This window comes from Roseococcus sp. GW821-FHT12F05, from assembly GCF_058806835.1.
In genome coordinates, this window is the sequence record NZ_JBXAQB010000003.1 from 365,677 (window position 1) to 384,864 (window position 19,188).

Below are 19,188 nucleotides of genomic sequence, written 5' to 3' on the forward strand. Positions count from 1 at the left end.
ATGCCCCGCTTCGCACCGACCATTCTCGACACCGCCGAGCCCGCCATCCCCGCCGCCCGCGCCTGGGCCTCGCGCTACCGGGGCCAGCACGGGCCGGCGCTGGACCTGACCCAGGCGGTGCCGGGCTATCCGCCGCATCCGGAGCTGCTGGCGCGGCTCGCCGAGGCGGCCGGCTCGCGCGCCGCGGCCGGCTATGGCCCCATCGCCGGCGACCCGGCGCTGCGCGAGGCGCTGGCCGAGGACGCCGCGCTCTTCTACGGTGCGGACATCGCGGCGACGCAGGTCTCCATCACCGCCGGCTGCAACCTGGCCTTCGCGATGGTGATGAAGGTGGTCGCTTCGCCCGGCGACAACCTGCTCGTCCCCACGCCCTGGTACTTCAACCACCAGATGGCGCTGAGCATGTCCGGCATCGAGGCGCGGCCGCTGCCTTGCCGCGCGGAAGACAGCTTCGTGCCGGACCCGGCGCGCGCCGCCGCGCTCATCGACGATCGCACGCGGGCCATCCTGCTGGTGACGCCGAACAACCCGACGGGCGCGGTCTATCCGCCGGAGGTCATCCACGCCTTCGCCGGGCTGGCGCGGCGGCACGGCATCTGGCTCATCCTCGACGAGACCTATCGCGACTTCCTCACCGAGGCGGAAAGCCCGCCCCATCGGTTGTTCCGCGATCCCGAATGGCCGGACGGGCTGGTGCATCTCTACAGCTTCTCCAAGGCCTACTGCATCCCGGGGCACCGGCTGGGCGCCGTCATCGCGGGAGAGGCGTTTCAGCGGCAGCTCGCCAAGGCGATCGACACCCTGCAGATCTGCCCGCCGCGAACGGGCCAGCAGGCGGTGACCTGGGCGATCCCGGCGCTGCGCGACTGGCGGGCCGGCAACCGTGCCATCATGGCGGCCCGCGCCGCTGCCTGCCGGGCCGCGCTGAACGAGGGCTGGATCGACGCGATGGGCAGCTACTTCGCCTATCTGCGCCTGCCCGACGGCGCGCCGGACGCGATGCAGGCGGCGGCGTTCCTGGCGGCGGAGAAGGGCCTGCTCTGCCTGCCGGGCCCCTTCTTCGGGCCGGGGCAGGAGCGGCACCTGCGGCTGGCCTTCGCCAATGCCGAGGCCGAGCGGCTGGCGGAACTGCCCGCGCGGCTGGCAGGCTTGGGCTGACACGTCCAACCCCGGAGGAAGCGGATCATGATCCTGGCCAGAAGCCTGCTCGTCGCCGGAGCCCTGGCCGTCTCGTCGGGGGCGGAGGCCCAGAACATCCGGCAGGAGCGCGTGCGCTTCGCGCCGGGCGCGAGCAGTACCACGATCAGCGGCAATCTCGCGGGCTACAGGATGGTGGACTACGCGCTGGGCGTCCGCGCCGGCCAGACGTTGTCGGTGACCATGCGCAGCGACAACGGGACCAGCGCTTTCAACGTGACGGCGCCCGGCGCGCGCCAGGCGCTCTTCGCCGGCGCATCCTCCGGGTCGAGCTTCCGGCGGACGTTGTCCACCGGCGGAACCTATGTGATCCGGGTTTTCCAGATGCGGCAGGCCGCGCGGCGGCACACGGAGACGGCCTACACGCTCGAGATCAGCCTGGAAGGAGCGGGGCGATAGGGGCCCCGCGCGACGCGGTCAGTCGCAGTCGCAGCCCGGGGTCGGCGCCATGCTCTCGCGCATCACGTGATGGTCCACCCACTCGGCGACGAGGCGGCGCGCCTCGGTGACCGAGGATTCCGGGTGGTGCACGCGATACAGCGTCGTGCAGGCCTGGAAGGCGGCCAGGTCCGGCGTCCCCACGTCGCGCAGCTCGCGATAGGCGGTGACGACGGCCCGCTCGCAGCGGCGGGCGATATGGCTGAAGTCTCGACCCATCAATCTCTCCAATTGCGAATCATTCGCAATGTCATACCACCTTAGCCATATCTGAACGGCTGTTCAAGTATCGCCCGGCCGTTCCCCCGCGAAAAGCTTCGTCCTGTGACTATCGCGCAGAGGCGCCGAGCCGGCGCATCGAAGCGAGCCATGCCTCCGCGCGGCGCGCCGAAAGCCCGCCGACGCCGCCGATCACCGTCTCGCGCACGGGGCCCATTCCCACGAAATTCAGGATGTTCCAGCGCAGGGCCCGCAGGCTGGCCGAGAGGAACCAGCTGCGGAAGACGAAGCCCGGCATGCCCATCGTGACCACGATCCGCGCTGACCGGCCCTTCAGCAACCCCGCCGAGAGGCCGGCGCCCTCCTTGAAGGCGAAGCCCGGCCGCAGCGTCTGCTCGAAGAAGCCCTTGAGCAGAGCGGGCATGTCGCCGAGCCAGAGCGGATAGACCACCACCCAGTGCTCCGCCTCGCGCAGGACCTGCTGGAGGGCGGCGATCGCGGGCGGGGTGGGGCCGCTCTGGAACTCCTCCGGCGTCATCCGGGACGGCAGGGCGAGGTCGGCGACGGTGAGGCGCGTGACCCGATGCCCGGCGGCCTCCGCGCCCTCCGCATAGGCCTTCACCAGGGCGACACAGAGGCGGGAGGGCAGGGGATCGGGGTGGCCCTGGAGGATCAGGATGCGGCGCATGCTGCCGGAACATGCGCCGCCGGTCGCGTCCCCTGCGCTGATCCAGCGCAGGGATATCAGCGCTTACGCGGCCGCGACGGCTTCCGCGATCGCCTTGCCCACATCCACCGTGCCGGCCTGGCCGCCCAGGTCGCGCGTGCGCGGGCCGCCATCGGCCAGCAGCTTCTCGATGGCCGTGGTGATGGCCTTGGCCGCCTCGGGCTCGCCGAGATGGTCGAGCATCATCGCGCCCGACCAGATCTGCCCGATCGGGTTCGCGATGAACCGCCCCGCGATATCCGGCGCCGAGCCGTGCACCGGCTCGAACATCGAGGGAAATTCCTTCTCGGGGTTGATGTTGGCGCTAGCCGCCACGCCGATGGAGCCGGCCACGGCGGGCCCGAGGTCCGAGAGGATGTCGCCGAACAGGTTCGAGCCGACCACCACGTCGAACCAGTCCGGATGCTGCACGAAATGCGCGCACAGGATGTCGATGTGGAACTGGTCCGTCTTCACCTCGGGGTAGCTCTTGGCCATCTCGGCGAAGCGCTCGTCCCAATAGGGCATGGTGAAGGTGATGCCGTTGGACTTGGTGGCTGATGTCACCTTCTTGCGCGGGCGCTTCATCGCGAGCTCGAAGGCATACTTGATGATGCGGTCGGTGCCGGTGCGGGTCAGGATGCTCTGCTGCGAGACGAACTCGCGGTCCGTGCCCGGGAACATCCGGCCGCCGACGGAGGAGTACTCGCCCTCGGTGTTCTCGCGGACGACGTAGAAGTCGATCTCGGCCGGCGTGCGGTTGGCGAGCGGGGTGGAGACGCCCGGCAGCAGCTTGCAGGGGCGCAGCGAGACATACTGGTCGAAGCCGCGGCGGATCGGGATCAGCAGGCCCCAGAGCGAGGTGTGGTCCGGCACGCCCGGCCAGCCCACGGCGCCGAGGAAGACGCTGTCGCTGTCTTTCAGCTGGTCGAGCCCGTCATCGGGCATCATCTTGCCGGTCTTGGTGTAGGTCTCGCAGGACCAGTCGTAATGCGTGAGCTTCAGGTCGAAGCCGAAGCGGCGGGCGGCGGCGTCGAGCACGCGCAGGCCCTCGGGCGTGGTTTCCTTGCCGATTCCATCGCCCGGAATGACGGCGATGCGGTGCGTGCGTGCCATGACGTGTCCCATCCTCGAAGGTTTTCGGGTTACGCCCGGCGCAGCCTTTGGACAAGCTGCCAGGCCGCGGTTAGCAGGACGAAGCCCGCCATGCCGATGGCGGCCCAGGCGGCCGGCCGCGGCCCGAAGGTGAGGTCGAAATTGGCGGCTGCGACGCGGCTGGCGGGCAGGTTCGTGGCCAGCGCGTACCAGGCGTATTCGGTGGCGACGCTGGCCAGGAAGGCCAGGACCGTGAGCGCGGCGAGGGCCAGCAGGTTGGACTGGTACCGCGCCGGGATCAGCCGCCAGAGCAGCAGCCAGAGGAGGATGCCGGTCAGCAGGCTCTCCTGGCTCACGTCGGACTTGGCCTGGATGAAGGCGTGCAGCATTCCCAGGATCACGATCGGGAAGATCAGCCGGTGCAGCCGCTTCCAGCCGCGGCCGAGCCGGCGCATCCAGCCGTCGGTGGAGGTCCAGCCCAGCACGCACAGCCCTGTTATCGCGACGAAGCCGATGGTCAGATAGAAGCGCTTCACGATCTCGGCGATGGCGGTCGTGATGATCCAGTTCTGGTCGGCGAGATAGAGCACGAGGTGCAGCAGCACCCAGGCCAGCGCGCCGAGCCCCACCATGCGGCGGATCTGGTAGAGCCGCGGCCAGGCCAGGATGCGGCCCGCCGGCGTGACGGCGAGGCTCGCGATCAGGAAGCGGATGGACCAGCGGCCGGTCTCGTGCATGGCGGCGTTCAGCGGCTCGGGGCCGAGATTGTCCTGCCACCAGTCCGCCAGGATGAAGAAGGTGGGCAGGATCAGGAGCGTCAGCGCGACGATGCGCAGGGGCGAAAGCTTGCCGTTGCGCTCGCGCCAGAGCACCCAGTTCGGGACCTGCTTCACGGGCGCCCGCTCGGCGCGCGGCGGCCTCATGGGATCAACCCTTGGGGAACCAGCCCCCGCGCGCGGATCTCGGCCACGATGCGGCTCGTCTCGTCCAGCGCCCGATGGGGCGGGGGCAGGGCGCTGCCCAGCCGGGCGGCCATGCCCGTCCGCACCAACTCCTCGGTCAGGGTGCGGTGGCGGGCGCCGAGCCCGCCGGGATCGGCGATGAGGAGGGGGGCGGTCGTCATCAGGACCTCGGAGAGCATGGTGGTGGAGTCGCCGGTGACAACCAGAATGTCCGCCAGGGCCAGCATCGCCCGGTAGGGGTTGGGACCGGACGTCCCCCAGCGATGGAGGTGATGGGGCACGTCCGACAGCGCATTCGCCACGGCCTCGGCCGCGGTTACGCCCGTGCGGCGGGAGGTGGTGGCCATCACGCTGGCGCCCAGGCAGGCGGCTTCCCTGGCGATGCGGGCCGCGACCTCCGGCGCCATGTTCTCCGACCGCACCGGCCCGCCCAGCACCAGCGCCACGCGGGGCGAGGGCAGGGCGGCCAGCTCCGGGAAATCGGCGGGAGCGGCGGCGAGCGCCTCGGGCGTCAGCCGATGGGCGGAGCCCTGGATGACCATCACATTCGCTGCCGGCGCGGGCGAATCGAGCGAGCCGATCACCAGCAGGTCGAAATCGCCGGCGCCGAAGCCCGGCCGCATGGTGTGGACCGTCCGGGCCCCGCGCGCCCGCAGCCAGCGCGACACCGGCGCCGCGCGGCGGCCGGAGGAGATCACCAGCTCCGGCCAGGGCGGCGCGAATTCCGACCGGTCGGCCAGCCCGGCCAGGGTCGGCCAGGGCCAGAGCACCCTCGCCCAGGGGCCGAAGCGCAGCGGGATCCGCCGGAAGGGCACCCCCAGCCGCTCCGCGATGCCCAGCGACTGGGCGGCAGTCCCCGCACGCGGGTCTTCCAGGACCCAGACGCTCATGGACGGGAAAGGCGCCGGGCGTTACGAGACGCCGTTTGAGCCGGAGCAGAAGAATGAGTGGCCATCACGCCTCGGATTGGGATCAGGATGCGGCCCTGACCACCGCGCGTATCCTCCTGGAGATCAAGGCGGTCAATTTCCGCCCCGAGGAACCCTATACCCTGACCTCCGGCTGGAAGAGCCCCGTCTACATCGATTGCCGCAAGATCATCTCCTACCCGCGCGCCCGCACCCGGATCAGCGACCTCGGCGTGGAGAAGATCAACCGCGCGGTGGGCTTCGAGACGATCGAGAGCATCGCCGGCGGTGAGACGGCGGGCATCCCCTTCGCCGCCTGGATCGCCGACCGCATGAACCTGCCCATGGCCTATGTGCGCAAGAAGCCCAAGGGCTTCGGCCGCAACGCGCTCATCGAGGGCGACGTGCCCGTGGGCAAGGAGACGCTGCTCGTCGAGGACCTCACCACCGACGGCGCCAGCAAGATCCGCTTCGCCGAGGCGCTGCGCGAGGCAGGGGCGAAGTGCGGGCACACTTTCGTGGTCTTCTACTACGGCGTCTTCCCCGGCAGCTTCGAGCAGATGAAGGCGATGGACCTCCAGCTGCACCACCTGGCGACCTGGTGGGACGTGCTCGAGGTCTGCCGCGAGAAGGCCTATTTCCCGGAATCCTCGCTGACGGGCGTGAGAAAGTTCCTGGAGGATCCGGTGGGCTGGAGCCGCTCGCATGGCGGCGTCGGCAGTCTGGAAGAGGCACTGGCCCACAAGGTCAAGGCCGGCTGATCGCGGGGGCGGCAGGCGGAGCCGCGAGGCGCCGCCTGCCCGCACGCCGCGGCCGAAGAGCCTAGCGCGCGGCGCCCTGGGCGGCCTGGACGATCACCTCGGCCACGGCCTTCGGCTGGGTCAGGAAGACGACATGGCTGCCCTCCACCTCCCGGGTGACCGCGCCGATGCGTTGCGCGGTCCGGCGGAGGAGCCGCGGGTCGATCGCCTTGTCCTGCGTCGCCACCACCGCCCAGCTCGGCCGGCTGCGCCAGGCGGCCTGGGTGAGCTTGGTGCCGAAGATCGCCATGTTGATGGGCACCTGCGAGTCGCGCAGGAAGGCGGCATCCGCGTCGCTGGTGTCTCCGGCGAAGCCGATCTTGAACTTCTCCAGGTTCACGAAGCCGAAGCCGTCGGGCCCCGGCTCGATGACGAATTCCGGCGGGGCCGGGATCTCGGCGAACTGCTCGCCGGTGGACTCGCCGGCATCCGGCGCCAGCGCGGAGACATAGACCAGGCCGGCGACCTTCGGGTCCGTCCCCGCCTCGGTGATGACGGTGCCGCCATAGGAGTGGCCGACGAGGATGGCCGGGCCGTTCTGGCGGGCGAGGACGCGGCGCGTCGCCGCGACGTCGTCGGCCAGGGAGGTGAGCGGGTTCTGCACGATGCTGACCCGGTATCCGCGCGCGGTCAGCTCGTCATAGACGCCGCGCCAGCCGGAGCCGTCGGCGAAGGCGCCATGCACCAGCACCACGTTCCGGATGGGGCGGGGCGGGGTGGGCTGGGCCTGGGCGGCGCCCGCCGCGGCGAGGGTCGCGGCGGAGGCCAGGATGAGGTCACGACGGGGGGTGGACATGGCGATGGTTCCTTTCTGAGGGGGAGGGTCAGGCGGCCAGCGACAGGCGCACGTCGAGGCCGTTGCGGGTGAGGTGGGAGTAGGGGCAGACGACATGCGCCTGATCGACGAGCTCCTGCGCGAGGGCCGGCTCGACGCCGGGGAGCGCGATGGTCAGCGCGACGTCGAGGCCGAAGCCCTGGCCGTCGTCGCGCCGGCCGATGCCGACGGCGGCCGTGACGCTGCTGTCCTCGGCGATCTTCACCTTGCGCTGGCCGGCGACGAACTTCAGGGCGCCGAGGAAGCAGGCGGCATAGCCGGAGGCGAAGAGCTGCTCGGGGTTGGTGCCGGGGCCGCCGGCGCCGCCCAGCTCCTTCGGCGTGGCCAGCGTGGCGCTGAACGCGCCATCGGCGGTGGAAGCCTGGCCGGTGCGGCCGCCCGTGGCGGTGGCTTCGGTGCGGTAGAGGATGTTCATGAGGCCATTCCCTGACATGTCGCGATATTTGTTATCGCGATATGTTTCGTTTAGCGGCGACCATCAGCCTTGTCCAGGAAAATTTTTATCGCGATATTATTTTTCGTGATGATACGCCGTTCGGCGCGGAGGATGTCGCTGCCGACCAATGAGGCGGAAGGCCCGTGGCGCTGAATCCGGTGAGGCTACGAGCCGCCCGTCGCCGGCGCCGCTCCGCCGTCCGGACCCGCGACCATCCTGCGCTTCGCGTGTTGATGCCGGAGAACAGGACGCGACGGAGGGCCCATGAAGTCGAAGATGATCGCCACCGCGGGCGGGCAGAAGACCTTTCTCCTGGTGCTCGATCCGGGAGAGGAAGCCTTTGCCGCCATCACGGATTTCGCGAAGGCGGAGGGCATCGGCGCCGCCTCGCTGACCGCGCTGGGCGCGTTCGAGCGTGCGACGGTCGCCTGGTTCGACATCGCGACGAAGGAGTACGTGAAGATTCCCGTTGCCGGGCAGGTCGAGGTGCTGAGCCTGGTCGGCGACATCGCGGTGGATGACGAGGGTGCGCCGAGCCTGCATGCGCATGTGGTGCTCGGCCTACGCGATGGGTCGGTGCGGGGCGGGCATCTGTTCGAGGCGATCGTGCGGCCCACCCTGGAGGTGACAGTCACCGAGGCGCCGGCCCATCTGCGGCGCAAGAAGCGGCCGGAGCTCGGGATCGCGCTGATCGATCCGGGCGCGTGACCTTTCGCCGCACGGCGGTTGCCCCTGAGTGCCGGGCCGGGCCACCATGGTCGGCCCTGGCCCGGAGTTCTGGATGGTCGCCCGTTTCCTGTTCCTCATCCTGGTCTGGGCGATCCCCGCCGCTGCCCAGACGCGCGACAACAGCGCGCGCGACACGCTGACCATCGGCATCACGCAGTACCCGTCCACGCTGCATCCGAACATCGAGAGCATGGTGGCGAAGTCCTACACGCTGGGCTTCGTCCGCCGCCCGGTCACGGCCTACGACGCCGACTGGAAGCTGGTCTGCCTGCTCTGCGAGACTCTGCCCACGCTGGAGAACGGCCTCGCGCGGCTGGAGACCACGCCGGACGGCAAGCCCGGGATCCGCGTCACTTGGCGCCTGCGCGAGGGCCTGCGCTGGGGCGACGGCACGCCCATCACCACCGATGACCTCCGCTTCGCCTACGAGGCCGGCCGCGAGCCCGCCACCGGCATCGGTCCGGCCGAATTCTACCGCTCCGCCTACGAGTTCATCGCCGACGACATCAGGACCTTCACGCTGCGCTTCGACCGCGTGACCTTCGAATTCGCAAGCCTCGGCGACTTCGCGCCGCTCCCCGCCCATCTGGAGCGTGAGCGCTGGCGGTCCGATCCGCGCAGCTACCGCACCCGCACCCTCTACGACACGGAGCCCACGACGCCCGGTCTCTGGAACGGCCCTTACCGCGTCGTGCAGGTGCAGCCGGGCTCCGCCATCACGCTGGAGCGCAACGCGCAATGGGACGGCGCCGCGCCCGCCTTCCGCCGCATCGTGATCCGCGCCGTGGAGAGCACACCGGCCCTGGAGGCCCAGCTCCTCGCGGGACAGGTGGACATGATCGCCGGCGAGCTCGGCCTGCCGGTCGAGCAGGCCAGCGCCCTGGCCCGCCGCACCGGCGCGCGCTTCCGCGTGGAGTTCCGGCCCGGCCTGATCTACGAGCACATGGACCTCAACCTCGACATGCCCCTCTTCGCCGACCGCCGCGTGCGGCAGGCGCTGCTGCTGGGGCTGGACCGCGCGCAGATCGTGGCGCGGCTCTTCGAGGGGCGGCAGACCGTCGCCAACAGCAACGTGAACCCGCTCGACTGGCCGAGCGACCCGAATGTCCAGAGCTGGCCTTATGACGCACGCCGCGCGGCGGCGCTGCTCGACGAGGCCGGCTGGCGCCCCGGCCCCGACGGCATCCGCCGCAACGCCGCCGGCGAGCGCCTCTCCTTCGAGCTCATGACCACCGCCGGCAACCGCTCGCGCGAGGCGGTGCAGCAGGTGGTCCAGGCGCAATGGCGCCAGATCGGCGTGGAGGCGCGCATCCGCAACGAGCCGCCGCGCGTCTTCTTCGGCGAGACCATGTCGCGCCGGCGCTTCCAGGGCGCGGCGCTCTATGCCTGGGTCTCCTCGCCTGAGGGCGTGCCGCGCACCACGCTTCATTCCGAGGAGATCCCGACCGCCGCGCGCAACTGGTCCGGCCAGAACTATCCCGGATTCCGCAACGCGGAGATGGACGCGCTGCTGGAGGCGCTGCCCATCGAGCTGGACCGCGAGAAGCGCCGCGCGCTCTGGCATCGCCTGCAGGCCATCTATGCCGAGGAGCTGCCCTCGCTGCCGCTCTGGTTCCGGCAGGACGCGCATGTCTGGCCGGCCTGGCTGGACGGCGTGCGGCCCACGGGCCACCTGAACTTCTCGAGCCTCTGGGCCGAGGAGTGGCGGGTGCGCTGATGCTGGACCACGTCTCCATCACCGTGAACGCGCTGGAGCCCGCGCTGCGCTTCTATGATGCGGTCATGGGGGCGATCGGCGTGCCGCGGGTCTGGGTGACGGAGGAGGGCATCGGCTACGGCATCCGCAGCACGCCCGAGGACGACGCGCACAGCTACCTCGCCGTCCATGTGCGCCCCGGCGTGGCGGCCGACCGTCGGCACTGGTGCTTCCGGGCGCCCAACCGCGCCGCCGTCCGCGCCTTTCACGCCACCGGCCTCGCCCATGGCGGCCGCGACGACGGGCCGCCCGGCCCTCGCCCCGAATATCACGACCAGTACTATGCCGCCTTCCTGCTCGACCCCGACGGCAATCGCGTCGAGGCCGCCTGCCACCGGGCGGAGGCGTGACCCGCCTCATCCTCTGGCGCCTCGCGCAGATCGCGGTGACGGCCGCGATCCTCTCGTTCTGCGCCTTCCTGCTGATCGCGCTGATGCCGGGCGATCCCATCGACCTCGCCATCGCCGGCGATCCGCGGCTGACCTCGGAGGATGCGGCGCGGCTGCGCGCGCTGCACGGGCTCGATCAGCCGCTGATGGCGCGCTACCTCGCCTGGGCCGGGGCGGTGCTGCAGGGGAATTTCGGGCACTCGCGGCTTTTCGCGCAGCCGGTGGCGCAGCTTCTGGGGCCGGCCTTGTGGAGCTCGCTGCAGCTGCTGGGCGTCGCCCTGGTCATCGCCATCGGGGTCGGCGTCGGCCTCGGCGCGCTGGCGGCGCTGAAGCCGCGGCTGGCGCCGGCCGTGCAGGGGCTGGCGCTCTTCGCCCAGGCGGTGCCCTCCTTCTGGCTCGGGCTGCTGCTGATCATCCTCTTCGCGGTGCAACTCGGCTGGCTGCCGGCGGGCGGCGAGGGGGGAGGGCGCTTCCTGATCCTTCCCGTCGCGACGCTCGCCTTCGCACATCTGGCGAGCTACGCGCGCCACGCCGCTTCCGCTTTGGCCACGGCGATGGCCGAGCCGCACATCCGCACGGCCCGCGCCCAGGGCGCCGGCGAAGCCCGCATCCTATGGCGGCATGCCCTGCCCAATGCCGGCGTGCCGCTGCTGACCATAGCGGCGCTGGATGCGGGATCGCTGGTCTCGGGCGCGCTCATCACGGAGACGATCTTCGCGCGGCCCGGCATGGGGAAGCTCATCTACGACGCGGTGATGGGCAACGACTTCAACCTCGCGCTGCTCGCGCTGCTGGTGGTGGCGATCGTGACGATGCTGGCGACGCTGGCGGCCGACTTGGCCCAGCGCTGGCTGGACCCGAGGATCGCGTGAGGACTGGCCTCATCCTTCTCGCTGCCCTGGTCCTGGCCGCCATCGCCGCGCCGCTGGCCGCGACCTGGCTCGGCCACGATCCCTTCCTGCCGGATCTCTTCAGCCGCTTCGAGCCGCCCTCTTCCATCCATCCGCTGGGCACGGACGATCTCGGCCGCGACATCCTCCTGCGGCTGCTCTACGGCGCCCGGGTCTCGCTGATCGTGGGCCTGATGGCCGCCCTGGCCGCCACGCTGATCGGCACGATCGTGGGCCTCCTCGCGGCCTGGCGCGGCGGCTGGCTGGACGCCGCCCTCATGCGCCTCGCCGACGGGCTGCTCGCACTTCCGGCGCTGCCGCTGCTGGTGATCCTGGCCGCGCTCGACCCGTCCGTCGTCGGCCTGCCGCGCGGCGAGGCGGCGGCCGACATCCTCCGGATCGCGGCACTGCTCGCGGCCTTCGGCTGGGTCGGCGTGGCGCGGCTGGTGCGGGCGACGGCGCTCTCCGTGCTGGCGCGCGACTTCGTGCGCGCGGCCCGGGCGCTGGGCGTCGGCGAGGCGCGCGTTCTGTGGCGCCACGTGCTGCCGCAGCTCGCGGCGCCCATCGCCATCGCGACGGCGCTGGCCGTGGGCGGCGCCGTGCTGTCGGAGAGTGTGCTGAGCTTCCTCGGCCTCGGCATCGCGCCGCCCGCGCCCTCCTGGGGCAACATGCTGGCCAATGCGCAGGAACTGGTCTTCCAGGCGCCGCTGGCCGCGCTCTGGCCGGGGCTGGCGATCCTGCTCACCGTGCTCGGCTGCAACCTCGTCGCCGACGGGGTGGCCCGCCGGCGCTAGCGGCTAACGCCAGCCGTAATGACGGTAGGGCCGGTGATGGTAGCCATGGTGATACGGCCGGTGATGATGGTGCCAGTGCGGGCGCGGCGGCGGCGCATAGTAGGGCCGGTGATGGTGATGGTGATGGTGCGGCCGGTGGTAGTGCGGCCGTTGGTACCCATGGTGCCGGTGCTGCACCGTCATCACCGGATCCGCCACGACCACGGGCGCCGCGCTGATGGCGGGCGCGGCGCCGGCAGTGCCGGAGATCAGCCCCAGGCCGAGGGCCGCCGCCATGAGAATCCGATGCATGATGTCCTCCATGGAAATGTCCAGGGAGTCATTCAGGGTCCATGTCCGGGCACCATCCGGGCCGAATTGTCACCGTTCCAAGGCATGTTGTTCCGGTGAGGAATCGTTCAGCCGGACAAGCTGCCCAGATGCCGCTGGAAGCCCGCGCGCACCGTGGCCGCATGCGCCGCCATCACCTCGCGCAGCTCGGCGAGGTCGTGCACCTCCTGATGCACCAGCGTCCCGGCGCCGAGCCGCAGCGCCTCCTCCACCGTCACCGGCAGGCCCGGCTCCTTCCACTTGCCGACGGTCAGCCGCATCAGCCCGAGCAGGGCGCGCCAGAGCCGCTCCGCCTGGATGAGCGTCGCGGCCTCGCGCTCGTCGATCAGCCCCTGGCGGCCAAGCTCGCCCAGCACCAGCCGCGTCGTCCGCCGCAGCAGGCGTGGGTGCTCCGCCGCATGGGCCACGGTCATGGCCTGGGCGATGAACTCCACCTCCACCAGGCCGCCGGGCATGGCCTTGAGGTCCCAGGGACCGTCCGCCGGGAGTTCCCGCAGCATGCGGGCCCGCATCGAGGCCGCGTCGGCCAGGACCTTCGCCGCATCCCGCGGCGCGGTGAGCGCGGCGTCGACCGCCGCCGCGATCTGCCGGGACAGCCCTGCGGGCCCCGCCACCACGCGCGCCCGGGTGAGGGCCATGCGCTCCCAGGTCCAGGCCTCCCCCATGTGGTAGCGCTCGAAGGAGGAGAGCCGCGTGGCCACCGGGCCCTTGTTGCCCGAGGGCCGCAGCCGCATATCCACCTCGAAGGCGCTGCCGTGGCGGCCCGGCGTGGTCAGCGCCGCCACCACCTGGTGCGACAGCCGGATGAAGTATTCCGAGGGCGCCAGCGACCGCGCGCCGCCCTCGCTCGCCTCGGCCTCGGGCTCGTGGTCGTAGATGAAGATGAGGTCGAGGTCCGAGCCCGGCAGCATCTCCCGCCCGCCGAGCTTTCCCAGCGCCAGCACCGCGAGGCCCCCGCCGGGCACGCGGCCGAAGCGGCGGGCGAAATCGTTCTGCACGGCCGGCAGCAGGGCGGAGATGGCGGCGTCGGCGATCGCGCTGCGCTGCTCGCCCGAGGAATCTGCGTCCAGCCGGCCTTCCAGCTCCGCCGCGTCCACCTCGACCATGTGCTCGGTGACGAGGCGGCGGGTGGCGTCCAGCGCTTCCTCCAGGTCGCGCGCCTCCCGCATCAGGGCGGGCAGGGCGGCCAGGGGCTTCTCGCCGGGCGCCGCGTAGCTGCCGGCCAGCAGCCCCTCCAGCGCCGCCGGCCGCCGCGCGATGTGGTCGGCGAGCTGCGGCGCCGCGCCCAGCAGCCCGGCGAGCCGGACCAGCAGCCGCGGGTTGCGGTGCAGCAGCGAGAGCCACTGCACCCCCGCGGCCAGCCGCTGCAGCAGCATGTCGAAGCGCGCCAGCGCCGCATCCGGCTCGCGCTGGCGGGCGAAGGCGGCGAGCAGGGCCGGCATCAGCTCCGTCAGCAGCTCGCGCGCCCGCTCGCTGCGCATGGCGCGCGGGCGGCCGTGGTGCCAGCTCCGCACCATGGCCGCGACCGAGGCCGGATCGCGGAAGCCCATGCCGCGGAGGGTCGCCATGGTCTCGGGGTCGTCGTCCACCCCGGTGAAGACGAGGTTCCCCGAGTCGTCGGAGGAGCTGAGCTGCGGCGCGGCCTCGAAGAGCTTGGCGTAGTGCCCCTGCACCCGCCGCTGATGCGCGGTCAGCGCCTCGGCGAAGGCCTCGATGCTCGCATAGCCCATGAAGCTGGCGATGCGGGCCAGCTCCCCTGGGTCCTCGGGCAGCCGGTGGGTCTGCCGGTCGGCGACCATCTGCAGCCGGTGCTCGGTGGTGCGCAGGAAGACATAGGCGTCGGCGAGATCGGCCGCCGCCCGCCGGTCCAGCTTGCCCGCCGCGGCCAGGGCGGCCAGGGCGCCCAGCGTGGTCGGGTCGCGCAGCGCCGGGTCGCGCCCGCCCCAGATGAGCTCCAGCACCTGCACGGTGAACTCGATCTCGCGGATGCCGCCCGCGCCGAGCTTCACGTCGTGCCCGGCGACGCCGATCTCGCTGCCCGCGCCCCGCTCGGCCTTGTGGCGGTTGATCTGCCGCTTGATGGAGTGGATGTCGGCCACGGCCGCGAAATCCAGGTGCCGGCGCCAGACGAAGGGGCGCAGCTCGCGGAGGAAGGCCTCGCCGGCCGCGCGGTCGCCGGCCACCGGCCGAGCCTTGATCATGGCGGCCCTCTCCCAGTTCTGGCCCAGGCTCTCGTAATAGGAGAGCGCCATGGGCACGCTGACGCAGAGGGGCGTCGCCGCCGGGTCGGGCCGCAGCCGGAGGTCGGTCCGGAAGACGTAACCCTCGGCCGTGCGTTCCTCCATCAGCCGGACCAGGTCCCGGGCGAGGCGGACATAGGGAGCCGCGCCGTGTTCTTCGTGATAGGAAGGCGAATCAGGATCATGAAGAAGCATCAGATCGACATCCGAGGAGTAGTTCAGCTCCCGCCCGCCGAGTTTCCCCATGCCCAGCACGATGAGGCCGGAGCCCTTCGTGATCTGCCTGGGCTCACCCTTGGCGCGGGCCAGCCGGAGCTGGCCGCGCCTGTTGGCATCGAGCAGCAGATGGGCGCAGGCGAAGTCGATCGAGAGATCGGCGAGGTCGCTCAGCGCCTGGGTCACCCGGTCCAGCGCCCAGGCGCCGGACAGGTCGGCCGCGGCCGCCACCAGGGCGCCCTGGCGCTTGGCCCGGCGCAGCAGGCTCGCGACCGCGTCGCGCGCGGCCGTCGGGTCGGCCTTGGTCAGCGGCTCGAGCGCGCATTGCAGCGCCTCCTCCGGCCCGCGGTCGAGCAGGCGGGTCAGCGTCGGGGACTCGGCCCAGCAGAGGTCGGCCAGGAAGGGGCTGTGCGCGGCCATCACGTCGAGGAGCGGCGCCGAATCGGCGCGCGCGCCGAGGGCCTGCTGCGCGGCGCTGCCGGCGGCGAGCCGGTCGTGCAGGCGCTGGACGGCTTCGGGATCGTAGAGCGGGACCATGCCGCACAGGAGAACCCCGGGTGAGCCAGGGTCAACCCCCGTCCCCTCCGTTGGCCCCTCCCTCGGGGCCCCCCTTGCGCCGGCGCCGCCACCTGCCGCGCATCGCCGGCTGGTGCTGCGGCCTCGTGCTGGCGATCCCGCTGCTGGGCGGGCTGGCGCTCGGCGCGCTCGTCGTGCGGCTCGCGCAGGGGCCGATCGAATCGAGCTTCATCGCCCGGCAGATCGAGCGCGCGACGAACCGGCCGAACAGCGCCATGCGCATCGGCATCGAGCACGCCGCCGTTGCCTGGGAGGGATGGCACGGCAACGGTGCGCCGCTGGACATCCGCCTGACCGGGGTCACGCTGCGCGACATGGCGGGCCGGGCCCAGGTCACCCTGCCCGAGGCGGCGATCACGCTCTCCTTCGCCTCGCTGCTCCAGGGCATGCTGGCGCCCGCCACGATCGAGCTGCGCCGGCCCAACCTGATCCTTCTGCGGGACGAGGAGGGCGGCCTCTCGCTGGATTTCGGCAGCGCCGGGACCCCGGCGGCCGATGCGGCCGCCGAGCCCGAGGGCGAGCCGGTGGAGCACATCCTCGCCGACCTGATGGCGCCCGCCGAGGACCGCGCCATGCACACCTCGCTGCGCCGTATTCGCATCCTGGGCGGCACGGTCACCGTGCGCGACCGCCATCTCGGCCGCGACTGGTTCCTGAACGACACGCAGATCGAGCTGCAGCGGCTGGCCGAGGGCGGCATCGAGGGCGACGGCGAGGCGGTGATGCGCATGGGCGAGGTGGACCTGCCGGTCCATCTGCGCGGCCGCGCCCAGGGCGATCCCATCCGCTTCTCCGTCCGGCTCGACCTGCCGGTGCTGCGCCCCGCCGAGATCGCGACGGTCATCCCGCCGCTGGCGCCGCTTGCCATCCTCGACGCACCCGTCGCCATCCAGGCGCGGGCCGAGTTCGACCAGGCCGGGCGGCCGCTGCGCGGCGGGCTCGACATCCAGGCCCCCGAGGGCGGCAGCCTGAAGCTGGACGGTGAGACGGCGCTGCCCTTCGCGCGCCTCTCCGCGAGCCTCGACGCCAACCGGCGGCGGGTCTCGCTGGACCAGGCGCGGCTGGAGCTGCCGGGGCAGGGGCACACCACGCTGGAGCTCTCGGGCCGGGTCGCGCTCGGCGATGCCGGATGGGCGGGCGAGCTGCGCGCGGGCCTCTCGCGGCTGGACCTCGCGGAGCTGCCGGACCTCTGGCCGGAAGGCCTGGCGCCCGAGGCACGGACCGCGCTGCGCCGCGCCGCGCCGCGCGGGTCCGTGCGCGACGCCACGCTGCGGGTGGATGTCGCCGCCGACGCGGCCCTCACGCAATGGCGCCTGCCCGGCGCGCGGATCGAGGCGGTGCTGGCCGACGCGCTGCTGGTGGCGCCAGGCGGGCCGCAGCTCGCCGTGGACACGATCGAGCTGGCCGCGGAGCTGCGGCCGGATTCGCTGCGCGTGGAGAACCTGTCGCTGCGGCTGCCCACGCCGCCGGGCGAGGGCGGCTTCGCCCCCACGCTGAAGGCCCAGGGCCAGGCGGCGCTGCGCGACGGGCGCTGGCGCGGCGAGATGAGCCTGGAGCTCGACCGCGCCCGCTTCGCCGACCTGCCGGCGCTCTGGCCGGAAGGGCTCGGGCCCGGGGCCCGGCACTGGATGACCGAGAACATCACGGCGGGCGAGGCCAGCGCCGGGCGCTGGCAGGTCACCGCCGAGGCGGGCGAGGATTATTCCGGCTTCCGGCTGACCGGGCTCACGGGCCGCATCGAGGTGCAGGGGGCCACGGTGCACTGGCTCCGCCCGGTCCCGCCGGTCCGCAACGCGACGGGGTCTGCGAGCTTCGGCCTCGACGCCATCGACGTGCAGGTGACCTCGGCGCGGCAGGACAATGCGGGCGGCCAGCCCAGCGGGCTCGAGATCCGCGACGCGGCGCTGCGCTTCCTCTTCCCCGAGACCGGGCCGGAACGCACCGAGATGACCTACAACATGGCCGGGCCGCTCGCGGATCTCGTGGCCGTGCTGCGCCATCCACGGCTGCACCTCTTCGACCGGCAGCCCTTCCCGGCGACCGTCGCGGCAGGCGCCTTCGAGGGACGGCTCACCATCGGCTTCCCGATGGTCGCGGCACTGAACATGGACCAGGTGCGGCTGCGGGCCGAGGCCAAGGCGACCAACGCCCGCCTCACGCGCCTGCTCTTCGACCGCGACCTGGAGGCGGCCAACCTCGACCTCGTGACCGATACCGAGCAGCTGCGCCTCAGCGGGACGGCGAGCCTGGTCGGGATCCCGCTCCGCCTCGGGGTCGAGATGGATTTCCGGCCCGGCCCCGCGACCCAGATCGTCAGCCGCGAGAGCGTGACGGCGCGCGGCGACGCGGAGCGGCTGGCGCAGCTCGGCTTCGACACGGGCGCGCTGCTGCGCGGGCCCGTCGCGCTCGAGGTCCGCACCGAGCGGCGGCGCAACGGGCAGGGCGTCGTCAACCTGCAGGGCGACCTGCGCGACGCGGTGCTCGCCTTCCCGCCGCTGGGCTGGGTCAAGGCCGCGGGCAGCCCGGGCAGCGCGGAAGCCGTGTTCCGCATGCAGGGCGAGCGGCTCACCGGCATCGACAACATCCGCATCGAGGCGCTGGAGCTGTCGCTGCGGGCCCGCGCGACGACGCGGGCCGGGCGCATCGACCGCGTCGAGCTGCAGGAGACGAGCTTCGGCGCGAGCCGCCTCATGGGCGACGCGCGCGCGCCCTCGGCGGCGGGCCAGCCCTGGAACGTCACGCTGCGCGGGCCGGTGCTGGACCTGCGCTCGCTCTTCGGCACGGAGACCCAGGTCTCGGGCGGCGCCGCGCGGGACCGCAACGCGCCCACCGAGGTGCCGGAGGGGAACCAGACGCCGCTGGCGCTGGACCTGCGTTTCGACCAGGTGATGCTGGGGCCCGAGCGCGACCTCTACGCCACACAGTCGCGCGGGCGCATCGATTCCGCCGGCGTGCTGCGCGAGGCGAACCTGCGCGGCCGGAGCTCGCGCAATTCCGGGAACTTCGAGCTGGTCATGACGCCGCGCGGCCAGGCGCGCCACCTGCGCGGCACGGCCGAGGACGGCGGGGGGCTGCTGCGCGCCTTCGGCATCGTCGAGACCATCCAGGGCGGGCGGCTCACGCTGAACGCCCAGTACGAGCGGGCCGGGCCGGGGGCGCCGCTCACCGGCACGGCGGAGCTCGACAACTTCACCGTCCGCAACGCGCCGGTGCTGGGGAAGATCCTGCAGGCGATGACGCTGTTCGGCGTGGTGGAGGCGATGCAGCGGGGGCTGGTGTTCAGCCGTGCCGTGGTGCCCTTCACCCTGACGCCCGATGTGCTGCGCATCAACGACGCCCGGGCCTTCTCGGCCTCGCTGGGCCTGACGGCGCGCGGACGGATCCTGCGCGAGCGGACCATCCTGGACATCGAGGGCACCATCGTGCCGGCCTATGTCTTCAACACGCTGCTGGGGAACCTGCCTCTGGTGGGCCGGCTCTTCAGCCCCGAGCAGGGCGGCGGCGTCTTCGCGGCCACCTTCCGCGCGCAGGGGCCGCCGGACAATGCCGAGGTGAGCGTGAATCCGCTCGCGGCGCTCACGCCCGGCTTCCTGCGCGGGCTGTTCGGGCTGGCGGAGAGCAACCGTCCCGCCCGCGAGCCCGCGACCCGCTAGGCGCTTCGCCTCAGGCCGC

General features: G+C 72.2%; 18 protein-coding genes. 9 read left to right on the forward strand and 9 right to left on the reverse strand.

Annotated features, from left to right (window positions below; all coding sequences use genetic code 11):
* On the forward strand, nt 1-1,158 hold the full coding sequence (locus AC1ROY_RS10160; protein ID WP_493148684.1) for an aminotransferase: 1,158 nt from the start codon (nt 1-3) through the stop codon (nt 1,156-1,158).
* A 27-nt stretch (nt 1,159-1,185) separates the two neighbouring features.
* Complete coding sequence (locus AC1ROY_RS10165) at nt 1,186-1,596, forward strand: hypothetical protein (protein ID WP_493148685.1); 411 nt, start codon at nt 1,186-1,188, stop codon at nt 1,594-1,596.
* Nucleotides 1,597-1,614: 18 nt separating this feature from the next.
* Here AC1ROY_RS10165 and AC1ROY_RS10170 read toward each other — a convergent pair whose 3' ends face one another.
* The 5 genes from AC1ROY_RS10170 to AC1ROY_RS10190 form a co-directional block, all read right to left on the reverse strand.
* On the reverse strand, nt 1,615-1,854 hold the full coding sequence (locus AC1ROY_RS10170) for a hypothetical protein (protein ID WP_493148686.1): 240 nt from the start codon (nt 1,852-1,854) through the stop codon (nt 1,615-1,617).
* A 109-nt stretch (nt 1,855-1,963) separates the two neighbouring features.
* Nucleotides 1,964-2,542, reverse strand: a complete 579-nt coding sequence (locus tag AC1ROY_RS10175) for an NAD(P)H-dependent oxidoreductase (protein ID WP_493148687.1) — start codon at nt 2,540-2,542, stop codon at nt 1,964-1,966.
* A 63-nt stretch (nt 2,543-2,605) separates the two neighbouring features.
* Nucleotides 2,606-3,676: a tartrate dehydrogenase gene (locus AC1ROY_RS10180; RefSeq protein ID WP_493148688.1), complete on the reverse strand. Its 1,071-nt coding sequence runs from the start codon at nt 3,674-3,676 to the stop codon at nt 2,606-2,608.
* A 29-nt stretch (nt 3,677-3,705) separates the two neighbouring features.
* Entirely contained in the window at nt 3,706-4,578 is an 873-nt protein-coding gene (locus tag AC1ROY_RS10185) for a protein-methionine-sulfoxide reductase heme-binding subunit MsrQ (RefSeq protein ID WP_493148689.1), read from the reverse strand.
* Entirely contained in the window at nt 4,575-5,507 is a 933-nt protein-coding gene (locus AC1ROY_RS10190) for a mitochondrial fission ELM1 family protein (protein ID WP_493148690.1), read from the reverse strand. Before AC1ROY_RS10190 ends, AC1ROY_RS10185 begins: the two co-directional genes overlap by 4 nt.
* Nucleotides 5,508-5,560: 53 nt before the next feature.
* Here AC1ROY_RS10190 and AC1ROY_RS10195 point away from each other — a divergent pair, with 53 nt between their 5' ends.
* Nucleotides 5,561-6,286, forward strand: a complete 726-nt coding sequence (locus AC1ROY_RS10195; RefSeq protein ID WP_493148691.1) for an orotate phosphoribosyltransferase — start codon at nt 5,561-5,563, stop codon at nt 6,284-6,286.
* 61 nt (nt 6,287-6,347) lie between these two features.
* Here AC1ROY_RS10195 and AC1ROY_RS10200 read toward each other — a convergent pair whose 3' ends face one another.
* Both AC1ROY_RS10200 and AC1ROY_RS10205 read right to left on the reverse strand, forming a co-directional pair.
* Nucleotides 6,348-7,121: an alpha/beta fold hydrolase gene (locus AC1ROY_RS10200; protein ID WP_493148692.1), complete on the reverse strand. Its 774-nt coding sequence runs from the start codon at nt 7,119-7,121 to the stop codon at nt 6,348-6,350.
* Between the two features lie 28 nt (nt 7,122-7,149).
* Nucleotides 7,150-7,575: an organic hydroperoxide resistance protein gene (locus AC1ROY_RS10205; protein ID WP_493148693.1), complete on the reverse strand. Its 426-nt coding sequence runs from the start codon at nt 7,573-7,575 to the stop codon at nt 7,150-7,152.
* Between the two features lie 285 nt (nt 7,576-7,860).
* Here AC1ROY_RS10205 and AC1ROY_RS10210 point away from each other — a divergent pair, with 285 nt between their 5' ends.
* From AC1ROY_RS10210 to AC1ROY_RS10230, 5 genes are all read left to right on the forward strand, one after another.
* Nucleotides 7,861-8,304 (forward strand): PPC domain-containing DNA-binding protein, encoded by a 444-nt coding sequence (locus AC1ROY_RS10210; RefSeq protein ID WP_493148694.1) that lies wholly within the window; start codon nt 7,861-7,863, stop codon nt 8,302-8,304.
* A 73-nt stretch (nt 8,305-8,377) separates the two neighbouring features.
* A complete protein-coding gene (locus tag AC1ROY_RS10215; protein ID WP_493148695.1) occupies nt 8,378-10,042 on the forward strand; it encodes a peptide ABC transporter substrate-binding protein in 1,665 nt (554 codons plus the stop codon).
* Nucleotides 10,042-10,431, forward strand: a complete 390-nt coding sequence (locus AC1ROY_RS10220) for a VOC family protein (protein WP_493148696.1) — start codon at nt 10,042-10,044, stop codon at nt 10,429-10,431. The genes AC1ROY_RS10215 and AC1ROY_RS10220 overlap by 1 nt, the downstream gene beginning before the upstream one ends.
* Nucleotides 10,428-11,342 (forward strand): ABC transporter permease, encoded by a 915-nt coding sequence (locus AC1ROY_RS10225; RefSeq protein WP_493148697.1) that lies wholly within the window; start codon nt 10,428-10,430, stop codon nt 11,340-11,342. The genes AC1ROY_RS10220 and AC1ROY_RS10225 overlap by 4 nt, the downstream gene beginning before the upstream one ends.
* On the forward strand, nt 11,339-12,154 hold the full coding sequence (locus tag AC1ROY_RS10230) for an ABC transporter permease (RefSeq protein ID WP_493148698.1): 816 nt from the start codon (nt 11,339-11,341) through the stop codon (nt 12,152-12,154). The genes AC1ROY_RS10225 and AC1ROY_RS10230 overlap by 4 nt, the downstream gene beginning before the upstream one ends.
* Before the next feature lie 3 nt (nt 12,155-12,157).
* Here AC1ROY_RS10230 and AC1ROY_RS10235 read toward each other — a convergent pair whose 3' ends face one another.
* A complete protein-coding gene (locus tag AC1ROY_RS10235; protein ID WP_493148699.1) occupies nt 12,158-12,445 on the reverse strand; it encodes a hypothetical protein in 288 nt (95 codons plus the stop codon).
* Between the two features lie 107 nt (nt 12,446-12,552).
* A complete protein-coding gene (locus AC1ROY_RS10240) occupies nt 12,553-15,477 on the reverse strand; it encodes a bifunctional [glutamine synthetase] adenylyltransferase/[glutamine synthetase]-adenylyl-L-tyrosine phosphorylase (protein ID WP_493148700.1) in 2,925 nt (974 codons plus the stop codon).
* 74 nt (nt 15,478-15,551) lie between these two features.
* On the opposite strand from AC1ROY_RS10240, the gene AC1ROY_RS10245 reads away from it, so the two are divergent.
* The gene (locus AC1ROY_RS10245) at nt 15,552-19,169 is read left to right on the forward strand and encodes a YhdP family protein (RefSeq protein WP_493148701.1); all 3,618 of its coding nucleotides are present in this window, start codon (nt 15,552-15,554) and stop codon (nt 19,167-19,169) included.
* The last annotated feature ends 19 nt before the right edge of the window (nt 19,170-19,188 follow it).